The organism is Lysobacter sp. CA196, from assembly GCF_052078695.1.
Classification (GTDB): domain Bacteria; phylum Pseudomonadota; class Gammaproteobacteria; order Xanthomonadales; family Xanthomonadaceae; genus Lysobacter.
The window spans coordinates 185,676-203,531 of sequence record NZ_JBQJIN010000004.1 but is presented as its reverse complement, the minus strand read 5'-3'; the positions used below and the strand labels follow the sequence as shown (position 1 = coordinate 203,531).

Annotated in this window: 19 protein-coding genes; 13 read left to right on the top strand and 6 right to left on the bottom strand. The window is 66.8% G+C overall.

Annotation, left to right across the window (positions count from 1 at the left end; all coding sequences use genetic code 11):
- Positions 1-186: 186 nt before the first annotated feature.
- From ACTOWK_RS06050 to ACTOWK_RS06025, 6 genes are all read left to right on the top strand, one after another.
- The gene (locus ACTOWK_RS06050) at positions 187-1,020 is read left to right on the top strand and encodes an arylamine N-acetyltransferase family protein (protein WP_441329281.1); all 834 of its coding nucleotides are present in this window, start codon (positions 187-189) and stop codon (positions 1,018-1,020) included.
- Positions 1,021-1,245: 225 nt separating this feature from the next.
- Positions 1,246-1,983: a class I SAM-dependent methyltransferase gene (locus tag ACTOWK_RS06045; RefSeq protein ID WP_441329280.1), complete on the top strand. Its 738-nt coding sequence runs from the start codon at positions 1,246-1,248 to the stop codon at positions 1,981-1,983.
- Between the two features lie 227 nt (positions 1,984-2,210).
- Positions 2,211-2,642 (top strand): PepSY domain-containing protein, encoded by a 432-nt coding sequence (locus ACTOWK_RS06040; protein WP_441329279.1) that lies wholly within the window; start codon positions 2,211-2,213, stop codon positions 2,640-2,642.
- Between the two features lie 161 nt (positions 2,643-2,803).
- Positions 2,804-3,262: an Lrp/AsnC family transcriptional regulator gene (locus ACTOWK_RS06035; RefSeq protein WP_441329278.1), complete on the top strand. Its 459-nt coding sequence runs from the start codon at positions 2,804-2,806 to the stop codon at positions 3,260-3,262.
- A 142-nt stretch (positions 3,263-3,404) separates the two neighbouring features.
- Positions 3,405-4,304 (top strand): SMP-30/gluconolactonase/LRE family protein, encoded by a 900-nt coding sequence (locus tag ACTOWK_RS06030; RefSeq protein WP_441329277.1) that lies wholly within the window; start codon positions 3,405-3,407, stop codon positions 4,302-4,304.
- A gap of 782 nt (positions 4,305-5,086) precedes the next feature.
- Positions 5,087-5,509: a VOC family protein gene (locus ACTOWK_RS06025; RefSeq protein ID WP_441329276.1), complete on the top strand. Its 423-nt coding sequence runs from the start codon at positions 5,087-5,089 to the stop codon at positions 5,507-5,509.
- A 167-nt stretch (positions 5,510-5,676) separates the two neighbouring features.
- Here the strand turns inward: ACTOWK_RS06025 and ACTOWK_RS06020 are convergent, their stop codons facing one another.
- The 3 genes from ACTOWK_RS06020 to ACTOWK_RS06010 form a co-directional block, all read right to left on the bottom strand.
- Positions 5,677-6,237: a DUF3016 domain-containing protein gene (locus ACTOWK_RS06020; RefSeq protein ID WP_441329275.1), complete on the bottom strand. Its 561-nt coding sequence runs from the start codon at positions 6,235-6,237 to the stop codon at positions 5,677-5,679.
- A 138-nt stretch (positions 6,238-6,375) separates the two neighbouring features.
- The gene (locus ACTOWK_RS06015; RefSeq protein ID WP_441329274.1) at positions 6,376-6,708 is read right to left on the bottom strand and encodes an excalibur calcium-binding domain-containing protein; all 333 of its coding nucleotides are present in this window, start codon (positions 6,706-6,708) and stop codon (positions 6,376-6,378) included.
- A gap of 388 nt (positions 6,709-7,096) precedes the next feature.
- Entirely contained in the window at positions 7,097-7,471 is a 375-nt protein-coding gene (locus ACTOWK_RS06010) for a YciI family protein (RefSeq protein ID WP_441329273.1), read from the bottom strand.
- Positions 7,472-7,788: 317 nt separating this feature from the next.
- On the opposite strand from ACTOWK_RS06010, the gene tsaA reads away from it, so the two are divergent.
- From tsaA to ACTOWK_RS05985, 5 genes are all read left to right on the top strand, one after another.
- A complete protein-coding gene (tsaA, locus tag ACTOWK_RS06005; protein WP_441329272.1) occupies positions 7,789-8,325 on the top strand; it encodes a tRNA (N6-threonylcarbamoyladenosine(37)-N6)-methyltransferase TrmO in 537 nt (178 codons plus the stop codon).
- 187 nt (positions 8,326-8,512) lie between these two features.
- Entirely contained in the window at positions 8,513-9,025 is a 513-nt protein-coding gene (locus ACTOWK_RS06000) for an SRPBCC domain-containing protein (RefSeq protein WP_441329271.1), read from the top strand.
- Between the two features lie 130 nt (positions 9,026-9,155).
- Positions 9,156-10,160 carry an ABC transporter ATP-binding protein gene (locus tag ACTOWK_RS05995; protein ID WP_441329270.1) on the top strand — a complete coding sequence of 335 codons (1,005 nt, stop codon included), beginning with the start codon at positions 9,156-9,158 and terminating at the stop codon, positions 10,158-10,160.
- Positions 10,157-10,918 carry an ABC transporter permease gene (locus ACTOWK_RS05990; RefSeq protein ID WP_441329269.1) on the top strand — a complete coding sequence of 254 codons (762 nt, stop codon included), beginning with the start codon at positions 10,157-10,159 and terminating at the stop codon, positions 10,916-10,918. Before ACTOWK_RS05995 ends, ACTOWK_RS05990 begins: the two co-directional genes overlap by 4 nt.
- Positions 10,919-11,286: 368 nt before the next feature.
- A complete protein-coding gene (locus ACTOWK_RS05985; RefSeq protein WP_441329268.1) occupies positions 11,287-12,669 on the top strand; it encodes an amino acid permease in 1,383 nt (460 codons plus the stop codon).
- A 191-nt stretch (positions 12,670-12,860) separates the two neighbouring features.
- On the opposite strand, the gene ACTOWK_RS05980 is transcribed toward ACTOWK_RS05985, so the two are convergent.
- Positions 12,861-14,531 (bottom strand): vWA domain-containing protein, encoded by a 1,671-nt coding sequence (locus ACTOWK_RS05980; RefSeq protein WP_441329267.1) that lies wholly within the window; start codon positions 14,529-14,531, stop codon positions 12,861-12,863.
- A gap of 197 nt (positions 14,532-14,728) precedes the next feature.
- On the opposite strand from ACTOWK_RS05980, the gene ACTOWK_RS05975 reads away from it, so the two are divergent.
- The gene (locus tag ACTOWK_RS05975; protein ID WP_441329266.1) at positions 14,729-15,214 is read left to right on the top strand and encodes a tetratricopeptide repeat protein; all 486 of its coding nucleotides are present in this window, start codon (positions 14,729-14,731) and stop codon (positions 15,212-15,214) included.
- Positions 15,215-15,232: 18 nt separating this feature from the next.
- Here ACTOWK_RS05975 and ACTOWK_RS05970 read toward each other — a convergent pair whose 3' ends face one another.
- Together ACTOWK_RS05970 and ACTOWK_RS05965 are read right to left on the bottom strand one after the other, a co-directional pair.
- On the bottom strand, positions 15,233-15,715 hold the full coding sequence (locus ACTOWK_RS05970; protein WP_441329265.1) for a DUF2165 family protein: 483 nt from the start codon (positions 15,713-15,715) through the stop codon (positions 15,233-15,235).
- A gap of 174 nt (positions 15,716-15,889) precedes the next feature.
- Positions 15,890-16,144, bottom strand: coding sequence for a DUF3297 family protein (locus ACTOWK_RS05965; protein WP_435394872.1), 255 nt, complete (start codon positions 16,142-16,144; stop codon positions 15,890-15,892).
- Between the two features lie 408 nt (positions 16,145-16,552).
- Here ACTOWK_RS05965 and ACTOWK_RS05960 point away from each other — a divergent pair, with 408 nt between their 5' ends.
- The gene (locus ACTOWK_RS05960) at positions 16,553-17,692 is read left to right on the top strand and encodes a lactonase family protein (protein ID WP_441329264.1); all 1,140 of its coding nucleotides are present in this window, start codon (positions 16,553-16,555) and stop codon (positions 17,690-17,692) included.
- The last annotated feature ends 164 nt before the right edge of the window (positions 17,693-17,856 follow it).

Sequence of the window (17,856 nt, the reverse complement as noted above, 5' to 3'; positions counted from 1 at the left end):
GTGATGCGCAGGGACGGCTGCGGGTTGCTGAATGCGCGGGAGGAGCGTGCTGCAGCGGCATACCGTCGTCCATCGATACACTCCGTTCGCGCAATGGCGTTAATCGAATGCGCAAACGACGCTTGACCTCAATCGCACTTGAGGCCTTACCGTGGACCGCACTTCAACGCGATCGAGGGCCACGCGATGTCGCCACGCCTGCAAGACATCACCACCTATCTGCAGCGCCTCGGGTACGAGCGCGCGCCGCCGCCGACCCTGGACAACCTGCGCGAGTTGCAGCGGCGGCATACCGCCGAGTTTCCGTTCGAGACCCTGGCCACCTTGCTGCGCATGCCGGTGCCGATCGACCTGGCTGCGCTGGAGCGCAAGCTGCTGCACGAAGGGCGCGGCGGCTACTGCTTTGAGCTCAACCGGATGTTCCTGGCCTTGCTGCAGCAGTTGGGTTACGACGCGCGCGGCCTCAGCGGGCGAGTGTTGATGGGCGGCCCCGAGGATGCCATGCCGGCGCGTACCCATATGTTGGTGCTGGTGACCATCGACGGTGTGCGCTACATCGCCGACGTCGGTTTCGGCGGCATGGTGCCGACCGCGCCGCTGCGCCTGGACCGCGAGGACGCACAGGCCACGCCGCACGAGTTCTACCGCATCGAACAGCGCGATGGGCAGTACCTCCTGCGCGCCCAGGTCGGCGAGGAGTGGCGGGCCATGTACGTGTTCGACCTGCAGACCCAGGTGGACGTCGATTACGTTGTCGGCAACTGGTACGTATCGACGCATCCCGAATCGCCCTTCCTCGGCCAGCTGTTCGTCGCCCGCACCGGCCCCGGCCTGCGCAAGACCTTCAACAACGGCAGCTTCGCCGTGCATCGCCTCGGCGAAGACAGCGTGCGCCGCGAGTTGGCCGATGCCGACAGCGTGATCGAAGTACTGGGCGATGAATTCGGCATCCGGGTGCCGGTGCACCCGCAATTGCATGCGGCGATCGAGCGTTTGTTGGAAAAATCGGCTGCGGCGTGAATCGGGGGCGCGGGCGGCCGCACGACGCATCGGCTCGTTGGAGTAACCGGGCCAATCCTTCCGGTGTAGGAGCGAGGTCCGACAGGGATTTCCTTCGATCACCCATCGCGACGGCGTCGTTGCGGGGGAGAGCGTGGTCGCGGCTCGCGCTGCTCCTACCCCTGAACGGCGACGCTTTCTAGACAGCGTCTGCGCGATACTGCCGCCGCATCGGAGCGGACGACCATGGCCCAGAACATCTACGACGATCCGGCTTTCTTCGAGGGCTATTCGCAACTGCGGCGTTCGATCGAAGGCTTGGTGGGCGCACCGGAATGGCCGGCGCTGCAGGCGCAGTTGCCGGAACTGCGCGGGCGCCGGGTCATCGACCTGGGCTGCGGCTACGGTTGGTTCTGCCGTTACGCGCGTCTGCAGGGCGCTGCGCAGGTGACGGGTGTCGACGTGTCCGAGAAGATGCTCGAACGTGCGCGGGCCACGACCCAGGACGAAGGCATTGCCTACACCCGTGCCGATCTGGATCACTTCGATCCGGGCGAGGCCGCGTTCGATCTGGTTTATAGCTCGCTGACGCTGCATTACCTCGACGATCTGCCGGGCTTGCTGACGAGAATCCATCGCGCCTTGGTGCCGGGCGGGCGCTTATTGTTCTCGGTCGAACACCCGATCTATACCGCGCCCACGCATCCGGGTTGGTCGAGCGATGTCGACGGCCGCAAGACCTGGCCGATCAACGGCTACCAGACCGAGGGGCCGCGCGTCACCCATTGGTTCGCGCCGGGCGTGCGCAAGGTGCACCGCACCATCGGCACCTATCTCAACGGTTTGATCGCCGCCGGGTTCCGCATCGCCCATGTCGAGGAATGGGGGCCGAGCGATGCCCAGGTCGTGCAGACGCCGGCGCTCGAAGAAGAACGCGAGCGGCCGATGTTGTTGCTGGTGGCGGCGCAGCGTCCGGACGGCTAAATGCGGCCTGCGGCTTCGAGGCGCGCAGTCGTTGCGCCTGACTGACGGCATCGTTAGATCGGAGTGAGGAACCGGTGAGCGCCGACTGAAGTCCTGGCCGGGCCCATACCGTCGGTTAAGCGTGTTGCGTCCTTGCATCGGCGATGCCTGCATGAATGCGTGAATGTTCATGCCTCGTTTGCGTGGCCTGTCGAAAATCGAGACTCCCCCACGCACAGGAGTACGCCATGAAGCCGCTCATGCTCGCGCTCGCCTTGGCGGCCTGCATTCCCGCCGCCGTTGCGCAATCGCCGCAAGGCAGCGAGGCCCTGACCGAATACCAGATCCGTACGCGTCTGGCCGAACAGGGCTATACCAAGGTCAACGATCTCAAGTTCGGCGATGGCGTATGGCATGCCGATGCGCGCAGCGGCGACGGCAACCGCGTTCAGGTCCGCCTCGATCCGCGCACCGGCACCGTATACCCCAATGAGCAGGTCGCGCGCATGAGCGAACGCGACGTGCGCGCGGCGCTGGCCGCGGCCGGCTACACCAACGTCCACGACGTCGACTATGAGGACGGCATCTGGAACGCCGAGGCCGACAGCCCGACCGGCAAGGACGTGGAGGTCAAGATCGACCCGAACACCGGCAAGGTCATCGGCACCGAAAAGGACTGATGCTGGGTAAGGTAACGATGCGGCCGCTCCCGTCCGGGGGGCGGCCGCATCCTTATGCGGCGCTAGTCCGTGCCCGATCAGCCGCGATGCACGGGCACGATCGCTGCATCCGGGCCGGCAGCCACTAGACTGTCTGTCACCGAAACCGCTTCTACTTGCGTATGGACGAGTTCGACCGCCGCATCCTGCAACGCCTGCAACTCGATGCGCGCACCACTTCCGAAGAGATCGCCGACGCGGTGGGGCTGTCGGCGACCGCGGTGCAGCGGCGCATCAAGCGCCTGCGCAGCGAGGGCGCGATCCGCGCCGAGGTCGCGATCATCGATCCGGCCGCAGTCGGGCAGGGGCTGACGGTGATCGTCGCCATCGAGCTGATCCAGGGCAGCCGCGCCGACCTGATCGATCGCTTCAAGCGCCGCATGGCCGCCGAGCCGCAGGTGCAGCAGTGCTACTACGTCGCCGGCGAGCACGATTTCGTGCTGGTGGTGCTGGCGCGCGACGTGCGCGACTACGAAACCCTGAGCCGGCGCCTGTGGTTCGAGGACGCCAACATCAAGCGCTTCAGCACCACCTTCGTGCTCGACCCGGTCAAGACCGGGCTGCAGGTGCCGATCGCCTGAGCCGCGGGCGCAGGCAACGAGCAGCTTGCCCGCTGTCCGGCGCCGTTCGGCGGCCTTATGGCGCCGTCATTCGCCGCAGCGCGGCGTCGCCGCGCGTCGAGAATGCGCCGGCCGGATCGGCGGCGTTCGGACAGCAACGGACATGGCGAACCACGATTACCTTATCCACGACGACGAGTTTCGTCGTTGCATCCGCCTGAGCGCCAATGTCGAGCGCCTGGCCGACGGCTGCCGCTGGGCGGAAGGGCCGACCTACTTCCCGGCGTTGCGTTGCGTGGTCTGGAGCGACATCCCGAACGAGCGGATGCTGCGCTGGGACGAGTGCAGCGGCCAGGTCGGGGTATTCCGCCAGCCGTCCGGTTACGCCAATGGCGGTACGGTCGATCGCCAGGGACGCATGATCAGTTGCGAACAAGGCGGCCGGCGGGTGGTCCGCGTCGAGCACGACGGCCGCGTCAGCGTGCTGGCGGATCGCTATCGGGGCCGCCTCTTCAACAGCCCCAACGACGTCGTCGTGCAGTCGAACGGCGCGGTCTGGTTCACCGACCCGTCCTATGGCATCGATTCGAACTACGAAGGCGTGCGCGCCGAGCGCGAGCTCGATGGCTGCCATGTCTACCGCATCGATCCAGAGAGCGGGGCGATCGACCGCGTCGCCGACGACTTCGCCCAGCCCAACGGCCTGGCGTTCTCGCCGGACGAATTGCAGCTGTACATCGTCGACAGCGGGCTCGGGGTCGGCCTCTTGCGCGTGTTCGACATCGGGCCCGATGGCCGGCTGTCGAATGCACGGGAATTCGCGCGCTGCGCCGATGCGATCTACGACGGGCTGCGGGTGGACGAGGACGGGCGGGTCTGGATCAGCGCCGGCGAAGGCCTGCATTGCTATCGCGCCGATGGCCGCCTGATCGGTGAAGTCCGCATCCCCGAGCGGGTCTCCAACCTGGTGTTCGGCGGGCCCAAGCGCAATCGCCTGTTCGTCACCGCGACGACCTCGCTGTATTCGGTGTTGTTGGCGGTGAGCGGGGCGAAGACGTTTTAGGGGGCTACGGCCAGGCAGGGCGGGGTGAGCGGTCGCGCATTGGCCGCGTTTGCCGGGCGATGTGGTTGCGCCGCGAGATCCATGCGGCCCGGTCGCGGCTCGCGCCGCTCCTACCCTAAGAGCAAGATTCGTCGTTGCCGTTGCCTCAGAGCCTGGCGTAGCGCCGAACTCGCGAGACCGATGAAGCCCCGGAGGGCGCCGCACAGGACGTGCGGCGTTTTCCGATAAGACAGGGATGTCTTATCGGAAAATCCCGGCGCTAGCTGCGTGCTTGCAGGGGAGCTTCGTCAAGGAGAGCCCTTTTCTTTGGTTACTTTTCTTTTGGGCTTAGCAAAAGAAAGTAACCCGGCCGCTTCAGCGGACGGAAGCTTTGCTGTGGCTATGGCTATGGCTATGGCTATGGCTGTGGCTGTGGCTTCGGCTATGGCTTTGGCATTACCGCCTTACGGCCGAATAAACCGCTGCGGGTTACGACGCGGTCGCGACTCGCGTCGCTCCTACCCCGCGACGATTCACGCCTTCGATCAGCGACGACGGCAGTGCGGTGCCTACCCGTCCCTTGGTCGCGGCTCACGCCGCTCCTACAGGGAGAGAGGCGAGCGGAGAGCCCCAGAGCCCCAGAGCCAAAGGCAGAGGAGCCGCAAGAGCCCAAAAAAATAATTTTGCTGGCGTGTCGATTGCGCCGATCCCGGTTCGTCGTTGAAAGGAGCAGGCAGTAAAGGGATCCTACCCGGCCCGCCCGCCAAGCCACTCCCTCCAACCGACCCTATAAAGGAATCGCCATGTCCGAGCAGCCCAAGATCTTCGTCAACCTCGCCGTCAAGAACCTCGACCGCGCGGTCGCCTTCTATACCCAGCTGGGTTACACCTTCAACCCCAAGTTCACCGACGAAAACGCCACCTGCATGATCGTCGGCGAGCACATCTTCGTGATGCTGCTGGTCGAGCCGTTCTTCCAGTCGTTCACCAAGAAGTCGATCTGCGACACCTCCAAGAGCGTCGAGGCCCTGCTCGGCCTGTCGGCCGAAAGCCGCGAGAAGGTCGACGAACTGGTCGATAAGGCCATCGCCGCCGGCGCCGTCATCCCGAAGGAGCCGAGCGACTACGGTTTCATGTACCAACGCAGCTATGAAGACCTCGACGGCCACACCTGGGAAGTGTTCTACATGGACCCGGATGCGGATCCGCACGCCGCTCAGCAGTAAGGCCCGGGGCCGGGCATCGCCATAGTCGGGCGATGCCATCTGGCCGGCCGCTACCCCGGTTGTTCTCGGCAGTGGACGGCGCCGACCGCCGGCACAAAAACATCGCCCCGGGTGCATGGCATCCGGGGCGATGGTCGTTTCAAGGGGCGCACCCAAGGCGCGAACGGTCAGGCCCCCGGTGCCTTCAGTTCCCGCGACAGCCAGTCGTCGATCAGGCGCTTCTCGTAACGCAAGGGGTCGCTGTCGCTGACGCTGCGCGCACCCATCATGAAGCTCATGTCGCGCAGGGTACGCTCGCCTTCTGCGACGACCTGGCCGTTGGCGTCCAGGCGCTTGAAGTTGAGGACGATGCGCGGCGGATAGATCTCGCGGATGAAGCGGGTGTCGTCGAACTGCGGGCCGTGCCAGGGCTCGAAGTCGCCGGCGCGCTTGATGTCGGCGATGTCGACTTCCAGCCGCTGCCCTTCCGGCAGCCGCTTCTGCGCGCGGGTGCGCAGGTGCTGCGCCAGTTGCTCCACCCAGTTGCCGCGTTCGGCTTCGAAGCGATTGCGGCTGTAGCGGATTTCGGTGAATTTGGCCGGGTCCTCCCAGCGAACGGCGACCGGGCCTTGCTCGGGCAGGGCGCGCGGCGCGTCGGGATCGGTGACGTTGCGGGACTTCGCGCCGACGTCCCCCGCCATCAGCGCGGCGGCCGAGAGTAGGACGGCGAAGGCGGTGCGGAGGTTCATGACGGGCTCCGATGCGTGGGGATACGGCCCGATTCTCCGCCCCTCGCCGTATCGCCGCCAGCGACAAGGCGTTAAACCCGCGTATGCGGGGCGTTCTGTTGTCGCCAATTCACGATCGCTGGCTGGGTTGCAGATGCCTCATTCGCAGGCGACGCCGTCGCCGTCGCGATCCAGATGCCGTCCGTAACCGGGATCGCCGCGTCGTACCGGTGCGGCGCCGGCAGCGCGTGCGGCGCTGCAGTTGGCGTAAGCGCCGCCGTCGTCGGCCCAGGACGGCGCCCGACCAGGCGTGCGCGGCGCCGCCGGACGCAAGTTGCCACCGCCCGCGGCAGGGCCACGATGGCAGTGATAGTCACCGTGCTTGCGATCGTTATGGCAGCCCTCGGCATTGAGGCCGCCGCCGTGAGCCCAGGCGGGCGAGGTGGCGCTCAGCACCAGTGCGGCGCCGAGCGCGATGGAATGAGCGTGCATGATGAGTCCCCCGTTCCGCATCCAACGGGTCCGGGACGGGAAAGCGGCCAAGCCTTGAGTGTGCGGCCGAGGGTGCCGAAGGTCAGAGGACGGAAGCTTTGCGGTTGCCGTTGCTTTAACGGGATACGGCCGGATGAAAAACGGCGTGCATCCCTGCGCGCCGCCCTCCGGGTCTGCGATTGCCTTCGCGAGTTCGAGACGACGCACAGTAACGGCAAGATCTTTACGGCAACGGCAACGCCGCTCTTGGGTAGGAGCGGCGCGAGCCGCGACCGCGGGGTTACAGTGCGCGGCGTGACCGACATGGGGCGATATCGCCGCCATTGGTGCGGTTTGTGTCAGCGGGACAACGAAACGCAAGTGATACGAAAGACAGCTCAGCCGTGCCTCAGGACGCGAACTCGCGCCGCACATGATCGAGATCCACGACCGGACGCACTTCCAGCCGGCCGGTGCGGCTCCAGGGGAAGGACTCGGCGATGCGCACGGCTTCGTCCATGTCGGCCGCTTCGATCAGGTTGAAGCCGCCCAGATACTCCTTGGCTTCGGCGAAGGGGCCGTCCATGAAGGTGGTGCGGCCGTTACGGGTGCGCAGCGTGGTCGCCTGAGCCGGCGGCGCGAGCATCTGCGAATCCAGCAGCACGCCGGCGTCGCGCATCGCGTCGGCATGGTCGAGGCAGCCGCGCATCATAGTGCCGAACTCGCCCTCGGGCAGGGCTTCGATCAGGCTGTCGTCGTTGTAGATCATGACCAGATATTTCATGGCGTCCTCTGGAGGGCAGGAGGGAGTTCGGCGATGGCGCGTCGTAGCGCAAGCGGTCGGCGCGGCGCGGCTGCGGCGCCGAGCATACCGCCATCGCCGCGCGGTTCGGCAGTGACAAAACGCATGCCCGAGGTGGCGGACGGGTGCGTCGCCGGATGAATGCGGTCGCGGCACCGCTGCGCTGCGGCAATCTGCAGGGCCGCCGTCGCAAGGCTTGCGATCCTGCGGATTCGGCAGGCGAGGCCAGCGCGCAGTCATCGACGCGCGAGGAGCGCTGCGGCGACAATGCCGAGGTTCCGTAATGCTGGTCACGCCCGATGTCCGAAGTCTTCGCCTGCCGCCCCATTGCCTATTTGCGCTCGCCGTATGCGCAGCGCATCGATGCGCCGCATCAATCGACGGTGGTGCAGGGCACGCAGAGCGGCGAGGTGGTCGAGGCGCGGTTGGAATTTATCGGCGACCTCGCACCGGAGGCCTATGCCGACCTGGCCGGGTTCGAACGGATCTGGCTGATCTTCGTGTTTCATCGCAGCCAGGGTTGGAAGGCACAGGTGAAACCGCCGCGCGGCGGGCCCAAACGCGGCGTGTTGGCGACGCGTTCGCCGCACCGGCCCAATCCGCTGGGGCTGTCGGCGGTGGAACTGGTCGCGGTCGAACCCGGCGCGCTGATCCTGCGCGGCGTCGACCTGCTCGACGGCACGCCGGTGCTCGATATCAAACCCTACGTGCCCTATGCCGATGCCTTCGCCGGATCGCGCGCCGGTTGGATCGACGAGATCGACGCCGCGCAGGGCCGGCAATCGGCGCCGGGGCCGAAGCGCCCGCGCAAGCCTGTGGGCGGCCAGGGCGACTGAGGGCTCGCGGCCTTAGCCGGGACAAGGCCACGGATCACATCACTGGAAACGAAGGGGCTTGACCGTGCCGGTCTGTCGCTGTAGTTTCCGTTTTGGTTAATTAGCCGTTCGGTTTATAGATAGGTGCCACTAGGCCCGGCGCCGCGCCGATCGGCGCGCGCGGCCTCTCTTCGTCCGAGGAAATCCCATGACGTCCGATGGTTCCCGCACTGCCGACACCGCCTCCTCCGACCGCAGCACCCACCGCATCGACGGCCACAGCATCACCCTGCAACGCGTCATCAACGCCCCGCGCGAGCTGGTGTTCGCGGCCTGGACCGATCCGGTGCAGGTCGCCAAGTGGTGGGGCCCGCACGGCTTCAACAGCGAAGTGCGGCAAATGGATGTCGCGGTCGGCCGCATGTTCCGCATCTGCATGGTCGCTCCCGACGGCATCGAGTACCCGATCAAGGGCGCGTACCAGGAAATCGTCGCGCCCGAACGCCTGGTCTACGTCGACGATTGGGACGACGACGGCAAGCCCTCGCAGCAATCGCGCGTGATCGTAAGCTTCGCCGAACACGGCGCGGGCAAGACCCTGCTGACCCTGGAGATGCGCTTCGGCACCATCGCTCAGCGCGTCGACGCCGAAGCGCAGCAGATCATCCCGGGTTGGGGCGAATGCTTCGAACGCCTGGACGCGCTGGTGTCCGCGCGCTGAGCGAGAAATCGTGCGCGCAATCGCGCGCCGGCCTGCACCGCCGGCGCGCGACGGACGTACACTGGGCGACCGCACGCGCCCGGCGCGAATCTCGTGCCGTCGTCCGCGTCATCGCCTTCGCGGAGTGTCCATGCCGTCTGTTACCGAATCCCCCTCGCTGCCCGCGCGCAGCGACGCGCCCGCGATCGTTTCGATCAAGGGCCTGACCAAAACCTATGCCGGCGGTTTCCAAGCGCTCAAGGGCGTCGACCTCGACATTCGACGCGGCGAGATCTTCGCCTTGCTCGGGCCTAACGGCGCCGGCAAGACCACCTTGATCAGCATCGTCTGCGGCATCGTCAATCCAAGCGCCGGCCAGGTGCTCGCCGACGGCCACGACATCGTCCGCGATTACCGCGCTGCGCGTTCGGCGATCGGCCTGGTGCCGCAGGAACTGCACACCGATGCCTTCGAGACGGTGTGGGACACGGTCAAGTTCAGCCGCGGCCTGTACGGCCGGGCGCCGAATGCGGCCTATCTGGAAAAAGTCCTGCGCGACCTGTCGCTGTGGGACAAGCGCGGCGAGAAGATCATGGCCCTGTCCGGCGGCATGAAGCGGCGCGTGCTGATCGCCAAGGCGCTGTCGCACGAGCCGACCATTCTGTTTCTGGACGAGCCGACCGCGGGCGTCGACGTCGAATTGCGCCGCGAGATGTGGGCGATGGTGTCGCAACTGCGCGACAACGGCGTCACCATCATCCTGACCACGCACTACATCGATGAGGCCGAGGAAATGGCCGACCGGGTCGGGGTGATCAACCACGGCGAGATCGTCCTGGTCGAGGAAAAGCGCGCGCTGATGCGCAAACTCGGCAAGAAGCAACTGACCCTGCAATTGCAGAGCGCCTTGTCGGCCTTGCCCGAAGCCCTGGCCAGCGACGCGCTGAGCCTGTCGGACGACGGCCACGAGCTGGTCTATACCTTCGATGCGCAATCCGAGGAGACCGGCATCGCCGCCCTGCTGCGGCGCCTGGGCGAGCACGGCATCGACTTCAAGGACCTGCATACCAGCCAGAGCTCGCTCGAAGAGATCTTCGTCAATCTGGTCAAATCGCCGCGCGAGCCGCGCCACAACGGACAGGAGGCAGGCGCATGAACCGGCACGCGATCAAGGCGATCTATTTCTTCGAGATGCATCGCACCTTCCGCACCCTGATGCAGTCCATCGCCACGCCGGTGCTGTCGACCTCGCTGTACTTCATCGTGTTCGGCTCGGCGATCGGCTCGCGCATGGTCGAGATCGGCGGGGTCAGCTACGGCGCTTTCATCGTCCCCGGCCTGATCATGATGGCCTTGCTGACCGAGAGCATTTCCAACGCTTCCTTCGGCATCTACCTGCCGAAATGGTCGGGCACGATCTACGAACTGCTGTCGGCGCCGGTGTCGTTCCTGGAGGTGATCGCGGGTTATGTCGGCGCGGCGGCGACCAAGTCGGTGATGCTGGGCATTCTGATGCTGATCACCGCGCGCTTCTTCGTCGATTTCGAGATCGTGCATCCGCTGTGGATGGCGGTGTTCCTGGTGTTGACCGCGGTCACCTTCAGCCTGTTCGGTTTCATCATCGGCGTCTGGGCCGACGGCTTCGAGAAGCTGCAGATGATCCCGATGATGATCGTGATGCCGCTGACCTTCCTCGGCGGCAGCTTCTACTCGATCGACATGCTGCCGCCGTTCTGGCGCAGCGTGTCGTTGTTCAACCCGGTGGTGTATCTGGTCAACGGCTTCCGCTGGAGCTTCTACGGCAAGTCCGATGTCGACATCGTCCTCAGCGTCGGCATGACCACGGGTTTCATGCTGCTCTGCCTGGTCGCGGTGTGGTGGATCTTCCGGACCGGGTACAAGTTGAAGAGTTGAGGTATGCCTGGGATGAGGCGGCCTTTCCCTTCTCCCGCTAGCGGGAGAGTTGCCTTTCCTTCTCCCCGCAAGCGGGAGGTTGCTCTTTTTTCTTCTCCCGCAAGCGGGAGAAGGTGGCCCGAAGGGCCGGATGAGGGCGTTTACGCTGGGTTGCTGTGCGAATGCGTGCCCTCACCCCAACCCCTCTCCCGTAAACGGGAGAGGGGCTACCAAGCGGGAGAGAGGGAAGGGCCGGGGCTTCGACCAAGCATCGCTGTCACGACTGCCTGCCCACTCGCCTCCCCCCGGAGTATGCTTCGCCGATTCCGGCCCGGCCGCGTTGAGCGCAGCGCGGGCGTCGTGCCGGACCGATTCCGGGAGCCTCGCCGATGCAGACGAACCAGCAGGAACTTCATCGCGGTCTGAGCGAACGCCATATCCGCCTGATGGCGCTCGGCGCCGCGATCGGCGTCGGCCTGTTCCTCGGCTCGGCCAACGCCATCAAGCTGGCCGGCCCCGGCATTCTGCTGGCCTACCTGCTCGGCGGCGCGGCGATCTTCATCATCATGCGCGCGCTCGGCGAGATGGCCGTGCACAACCCGGTCGCCGGTTCCTTCAGCCGCTACGCACGCGACTACCTCGGCCCGCTCGCCGGTTACCTGACCGGCTGGAACTACTGGTTCCTGTGGCTGGTGACCTGCGTGGCCGAGATCACCGCGGTCGGCATCTATATGCAGGTCTGGTTCCCGGACACGCCGCAGTGGATCTGGGCGCTGGCCGCGCTGATCGCGATGGGCTCGGTCAACCTGATCACGGTCAAGGCCTACGGCGAGTTCGAATTCTGGTTCGCGATGATCAAGGTCGTGACCATCGTGGTGATGATCCTCGCCGGCCTGGCGATGATCGTGTTCGGCTTCGGCAACAACGGCGTGGCCATCGGCATCAGCAACCTGTGGGCGCACGGTGGGTTCTTCCCGAACGGCGCGCAGGGCGTGTTGATGTCCCTGCAGATGGTGATGTTCGCCTACCTCGGCGTGGAGATGATCGGCCTGACCGCCGGCGAGGCCGCCAATCCCGGCAAGTCGATTCCCGACGCGATCAACTCGGTGTTCTGGCGCATCGTGATCTTCTACGTCGGCGCGCTGTTCGTGATCCTGTCGCTGTACCCCTGGAACGAACTCGGCACCACCGGCAGCCCGTTCGTGATGACCTTCGAGCGCCTGGGCATCCGCGAGGCCGCCGGCATCATCAACTTCGTGGTCCTGACCGCGGCGCTGTCCTCGTGCAACGGCGGCATCTTCAGCACCGGCCGCATGCTCTACAACCTGGCCCAGCAGAAGCAGGCGCCGGCGTTCTTCGCCAACACCTCGCGCGGCGGCGTGCCGCGCGCGGCGATCCTGGTGTCGGTGGTGGCGTTGCTGTTCGGCGTGCTGCTGAACTACCTGGCGCCGAAGGAAGTATTCGTCTGGGTGACCTCGATCTCGACCTTCGGCGCGATCTGGACCTGGGCGGTGATCCTGGTTTCGCACATGCGCTTCCGCAAGACGCTCAGCGCCGAGGAACGCGCGCGGCTGGCCTTCCGCATGCCGATGTATCCGGTCGCTTCGTGGGTCGCGCTGGGCTTCCTGGTGCTGGTGGTCGGCCTGATGGCCTACTTCCCGGATACGCGCGTGGCGCTGTACGTCGGCCCGGCCTTCCTGATCCTGCTGGTGGTGCTGTATTTCGCGGTCGGCTTGAACAAGCGCGACAGCGCGGTGACGCAGGGCGCCTGATCGCTGCGATCTGAACTCCGCTCAAGCGTGCGGAGAAACCACATCGCTCATAGCCCCTCTCCCGCGTGCGGGAGAGGGGTTGGGGTGAGGGGCGCGTAGCGCTGGTGCGGTCGTAGCCAGTTAATCAGGACAAAGCAAAGAGCGCCCTCACACTAGCCCTCTCCCGCACGCGGAGAGGGGATGCCCGCAGCTCACTCCCCGCCGACCGCCGCACCGCGCGCTGGCGCCGCCGAGGCCTGCAGCCCGCGTGCGGTTTCCGCCAGCCGCAGGAACTCGCCGCGGTAACCGTTACGGTCGTCGCCGCGCGCATCGGCGGCGAGTTTGATCACGCCATCCCAGCCGAAGTTCGCGTCGACGTGGGTGCCGCCGCGCAGCAGGTCGCCGAAACCGGCCACCGAGGCGGCGAAGCGCAGGCGTTCGCTCGCTTGCGCGGCGATGTCCTGGCGCCGCAACGGGGTCTCGATCAGGCGGCTGTCGGTTTCGCCAGGACGCTTGTAGCGCAGACGCAGCAAGGCGAGTTCGTCCTTGCGCACGCCGTCGGCGGCTTTGGCCTCGCCGGCCGGCTTGGCGGCGGCATAGCGCAGCGGATCGACCGATTCGCCGCCGGACCCGACCAGGGCCACTTCGTACAAGGCGGTGACATCGTGGCCGGCACCGATCTCGCCGGCGTCGACGCGGTCGTTGTTGAAGTCCTCACGTCGCAGCAGGCGGTTCTCGTAGCCGATCAAACGGTACTCGGCGACCACCGCCGGGTTGAACTCGACCTGGACCTTGACGTCGCCGGCGATGGTCATCAGGGTCGAACCCAGTTCTTCGCCGAGCACCTTCTGCGCCTCCAGGGCGCTGTCGATATAGGCATGGTTGCCGTTACCGATGTCGGCCAGTTGTTCGGCCATGGCGTCGTTGTAGTTGCCGGTGCCGAAGCCGAGCGTGCTCAGGGCGATGCCCGATTTGCGCTGGTCGGCGACCAGGGTCTCCAGTGCCTTCTGGTCGGTCGTGCCGACGTTGAAGTCGCCGTCGGTGGCGAGCAGGACCCGGTTGATGCCGTCGGGGATGAAGGCCTGGCGGGCGGTGGCGTAGGCCAGTTGGATGCCGTCGCCGCCGTTGGTCGAGCCGCCGGCCTGCAGGCGTTCGAGCGCGTCGAGGATTTCGCCGCCGCGGTCGCCCGGCGTCGGCGGCAGCACCAGGCCGGCCGAGCCGGCGTAAACCACGATCGAAATCCGGTCCTGCGGGCGCAGCTGGCGCACCAACTGGGCGAAGGCCTTCTTCAGCAGCGGCAGCTTGTCGGGTTCGTCCATCGAGCCGGAGGTGTCGATCAGCAACACCAGGTTGGCCGGCGGCAGTTCGCTGCGGTCGACGTCGTAGCCCTGGATGCCGATCTGCATCAGCACGTGCTTGGCGTTCCACGGCGCCGGCGCGAGCTCGGTGCTGACCTTGAACGGCGTGTCCTTCGAGTCCGGAGCCGGGTAGCCGTAGTCGAAGTAGTTGATGAGCTCCTCGACCCGCACCGCGTCCTTCGGCGGCAGTTCGCCGGCGGCGAGCATGCGGCGGACGTTGGCGTAGCTGCCGGTGTCGACGTCGATGGAAAAGGCCGACACCGGTTGTTCGGCGGCGCGATGGATCGGGTTGGGTTCGATCTCGGCGTATTTCTCGGTGTTGGCGGGGGCCGACTGGTTGGCTTCGACCATCAGGACTTTCGCGGGCATCGGCATCGACATCGCTTCGGCCGCAGCCGGCGCGTCGGCGCGTTCGACTTTCTTGCCGCAGGCGCCCAGCAGCAGGGCGAAGGCGATGCCGCAGGCGAGGGCGGCCGCAGCGGGGAGGCGGATGGGGGTGAGGGTGGGGCGGTTGCGCAGCAACATGGTGATCCTCCGTTGATCGGGTTGTGCGACTTGGGAACGTCGACCGGCGCGCGATGGGGTCGAGGCGACGGCGAAGGCCACACTAGGCAAGTCGGCCTTCGCTTTTCGTTATGACGGCGGTCGTTTTCCGTCGGCCCGGCTTGGTCCACAATCTGCGTTCATGACGAATGCCGGCGCCGGGGAGGCGCCAGGCCCCGATGACCCACGACCGGCTCGCCACCGCCGACCTGCTGCGGCTCGCGCTCGACGCCATCCAGCAGGCGCGCGACGTCGAGGCCGTGCGCCTGTTGCAGCGCGTGCTCGAACGCGAGCCGGACAATCTGCACGTGCAATACCTGCTGGCGATCCAGCACGCCCAGCTCGGTCTGTTCGATCGCGCCGAGGAACGCCTGCGCGCGGTGTTGGCGGTGTTGCCGGAGTTCGTGGTCGCCCGTTTCCAGCTGGCGCAGTTGCTGCTGATGCGCGGCATTGCCAAGGACGCGCGCGAGTGGCTGGCGCCGGTGGAGACGCAGGCCGACCCGCTCGGCGCTTATGCGCGCGGCCTGTCGGCGGCGGCCGAGGGCGATTTCGACCGCGCCTGCGCCGAGCTCGAGGCGGCGCTGCGTCTGCCGCAACCGGTGCCGGTGCTGGCCGGCGACATGCGCCGGCTGTGCGAGCAGTGGCGCGAGACCGTCGCCGCTTAAGTATCCGCAGGCCGATGCTCAAGCGCGCAGATTGACCGCGAGCAGGCCGAGCACCGACACCGCGACCAGGACGAAGTGGATCAGCTGCAGGTTGTCCTGGCGGATGTAGTAGGCGAACCAACTGCCGCCGACCGCCATCAGGAAGCTGGTTGCCATCAGCGCGGTCAGCGCGAGGTTGGCCAGGATCGTGGCGTGGGCGGCGGTGGCGAGGCCGGCGAGGGCCGCGACCGTTGCCCACAGCAGCACGACCGTGACCATCTCGGCGCCGAGCACGATCGAGAACGCGGCGCGGTGCCAGGATGCCTGCTCGACACGACGCGACAGCAGCGGCGTCTGGATCGCCGGCGCCTGCTCGAACGGCGCCATGCGCATGATCGAGGCGAGCGCGAACACGCCGTTGCGGAAGGCGATGAGGTTGTTGAACGCGACCACGGTGAGCCACAGCGCCAGGCCGGCGATGAAGACGAGTTTGAACAACAACAGGCTGGCGGCGAGGGACATGCGGATCTCCGGAAGGTCGTGGCGGTGCGCCCCGGCCGCAGGCGCGGCATTCGGGGCTCTTGCTGTATCGACGATCCAGAGCGCGGGTTTAAGACATCGCCCGCGAAAAAATATCGGTGAGAACGACGGCGCGCCGTGCCCGGGCGGGCGACGGCGCGGCGCGGACCGCCGGGCTCAGTCGGCCTGCGGTGCTTCGGTCAGGTAGTAGGGCTCGACCTGGCCCTTGACCTTCATCGTCATCGGGTTGCCGCGACGGTCGAGCGATTTGCCGACCGGTAGGCGTACCCAGCCTTCGCTGACACAGTATTCCTCGACGTTGTTCTTCTCCACGCCGTTGAAGCGCAGGCCGATCCCGCGTTCGAGCACGGCTGGGTCGTAATAGGGGCTGCGCGCGTCGTTGGAGAGGCGGTCGGGCGGGGTGTCGGTCATGGTGGCGCTCTTTCGGTAGTGAACTGACGTGGTGCGAGGCCGGCCCGGTGTGGGGCGGCCGGGGCGTTGGAGATTCGGCGGCCAGGATACGCGTACCGCCGCGCCCGGCCCAGTCCGCGCGCTGGCGGCGGGTGGCGGCGGGGTTGGGCCGCAGACGCGGCGGCGCCGGCGACGGGCCCCGGTCGCCATGAAAGTCCGGCGCCCCGGCTAAATGCGGGAAACCCCGGGCGAATCGATGCCTGCGCCGACCGCGTCGGTCGCGGTGAAATTTCATCGCGGCGACGACGGAGCTTCGCGGCCGAGCAAGCTTGGCCATCGCCGCGCGCTGGTGCAGGATCGAGTGTCGCGCCGCCGGCGCCGGAGAGCCCGATGTTCCTGCGATCCCCCCTGCTTGCCTGGAGTCTGTCGATGACGCTTGTTGCCGCACCCGCCACCGCCGCCGAACAGCGCGCGCAGCCCGAGTTGTTGGTCGGCTGTTACACCGGCGCGGTCTGCAAGGGCATCGGCCGCTATCGTTTCGACCCGGCGCAGGGGCGCATCGAGCCGCAGCCGCTGGAGGTGATCGAAACCGACAACCCTTCGTGGTTCACCTTCTCTGCCGATGGCCGCCGTTTGTTCGCGGTCAACGAGAACGGCCCCGAGTCGGACGACCCGGTCGGCCGAGCCAGCAGCTTCGCCCTCGCGCGCGGAAGCGAGCGCTCACAGCCGCTGTCGCAGGCCAACTGCCTCGGCGACGAGCCCGCGCACGCGGCGCTGAGCCTGGATGGCCGCTATCTGTTCGTCGCCAATTACTCGGTGAATGCCGCGCCCGGCGGCACGCTCGCGGCGATGCCGGTCGACGGCGATGGCCGCCTGCAGTCGGCGGTGCAAGTGCTGACCCATCGCGCCAGCCAGGCCGATCGCGAACGCCAGCTGTCGACGCACGTGCATGCCGCCGTGCCGTCGCCGGACGGCAGGCATGTATTCGCGGTCGACCTCGGCGCCGACAAGGTCTATGCCTATCGCTACGATCCGGCACGCAGCGGCGAACGCCCGCTACGCGCGGCGGCGACGCCGTTCCTGGAACTGCCGCCGGGCAGCGGCCCGCGCCATCTGTTGTTCGACGCGTCCGGCCGCCATGCTTATCTCAGTTTGGAGATGAGCGGCGAAGTGGTCGTGCTCGACCATGCCGCCGGCCGTCTGCATGCGGTGCAGACCGTGGCGATGAACCCGGGCCGACGCAGCGGCAATGCCGCCGCAGCCTTGCACCTGTCCGCCGACGGGCGCTTTCTGTATGCGAGCAATCGCGGCGAAGACAACCACATCGTCGTATATGGAGTCGATGCGGCCAGCGGGCGCTTGTCGGCGTTGCAGCGTCGCAGCAGCGAAGGCCGTGGGCCGCGCGAATTCGCGCTGTCGCCGGACGGCCGTCATCTGGTCGTTGCCAACCAGCACAGCGGCAATCTGGTGGTGATCGAGCGCGATCCCGCCGACGGCCGGCTCGGCAAGACCGTGCAGACGCTGGAGGCGGTCTCGCCCTCGGACATCAAGTTCGCGCCGGCGGACTGAGTTCGCCCTGGCACGCGCCGGGCACGACGCCGCAGCCCGCTACTTGGTTTCTGCCTCGCAAGGCCCGGCATGTCCGGGCCTTGTAGGTTTCCGAAACCCGGCATGTCCGGGCCTTGTAGGTTTTTGCTGCCCGGCATGTCCGGGCCTTGCGCGTTGTGGGCCGG

Bases quoted from the DNA above. Each gene is read 5' to 3' on its own strand.
- ACTOWK_RS05980 (WP_441329267.1), bottom strand. From the start codon at position 14,531: ATGTTGCTGCGCAACCGCCCCACCCTCACCCCCATCCGCCTCCCCGCT.
- ACTOWK_RS06035 (WP_441329278.1), top strand. From the start codon at position 2,804: ATGGACGAGTTCGACCGCCGCATCCTGCAACGCCTGCAACTCGATGCG.
- ACTOWK_RS06010 (WP_441329273.1), bottom strand. From the start codon at position 7,471: ATGAAATATCTGGTCATGATCTACAACGACGACAGCCTGATCGAAGCC.
- ACTOWK_RS05985 (WP_441329268.1), top strand. From the start codon at position 11,287: ATGCAGACGAACCAGCAGGAACTTCATCGCGGTCTGAGCGAACGCCAT.
- ACTOWK_RS06045 (WP_441329280.1), top strand. From the start codon at position 1,246: ATGGCCCAGAACATCTACGACGATCCGGCTTTCTTCGAGGGCTATTCG.
- ACTOWK_RS05995 (WP_441329270.1), top strand. From the start codon at position 9,156: ATGCCGTCTGTTACCGAATCCCCCTCGCTGCCCGCGCGCAGCGACGCG.
- ACTOWK_RS06000 (WP_441329271.1), top strand. From the start codon at position 8,513: ATGACGTCCGATGGTTCCCGCACTGCCGACACCGCCTCCTCCGACCGC.
- ACTOWK_RS05960 (WP_441329264.1), top strand. From the start codon at position 16,553: ATGACGCTTGTTGCCGCACCCGCCACCGCCGCCGAACAGCGCGCGCAG.
- ACTOWK_RS05970 (WP_441329265.1), bottom strand. From the start codon at position 15,715: ATGTCCCTCGCCGCCAGCCTGTTGTTGTTCAAACTCGTCTTCATCGCC.
- ACTOWK_RS05975 (WP_441329266.1), top strand. From the start codon at position 14,729: ATGACCCACGACCGGCTCGCCACCGCCGACCTGCTGCGGCTCGCGCTC.
- ACTOWK_RS06025 (WP_441329276.1), top strand. From the start codon at position 5,087: ATGTCCGAGCAGCCCAAGATCTTCGTCAACCTCGCCGTCAAGAACCTC.
- ACTOWK_RS06015 (WP_441329274.1), bottom strand. From the start codon at position 6,708: ATGCACGCTCATTCCATCGCGCTCGGCGCCGCACTGGTGCTGAGCGCC.
- ACTOWK_RS06020 (WP_441329275.1), bottom strand. From the start codon at position 6,237: ATGAACCTCCGCACCGCCTTCGCCGTCCTACTCTCGGCCGCCGCGCTG.
- ACTOWK_RS05990 (WP_441329269.1), top strand. From the start codon at position 10,157: ATGAACCGGCACGCGATCAAGGCGATCTATTTCTTCGAGATGCATCGC.
- ACTOWK_RS06030 (WP_441329277.1), top strand. From the start codon at position 3,405: ATGGCGAACCACGATTACCTTATCCACGACGACGAGTTTCGTCGTTGC.
- ACTOWK_RS05965 (WP_435394872.1), bottom strand. From the start codon at position 16,144: ATGACCGACACCCCGCCCGACCGCCTCTCCAACGACGCGCGCAGCCCC.
- ACTOWK_RS06040 (WP_441329279.1), top strand. From the start codon at position 2,211: ATGAAGCCGCTCATGCTCGCGCTCGCCTTGGCGGCCTGCATTCCCGCC.
- ACTOWK_RS06050 (WP_441329281.1), top strand. From the start codon at position 187: ATGTCGCCACGCCTGCAAGACATCACCACCTATCTGCAGCGCCTCGGG.
- tsaA (WP_441329272.1), top strand. From the start codon at position 7,789: ATGTCCGAAGTCTTCGCCTGCCGCCCCATTGCCTATTTGCGCTCGCCG.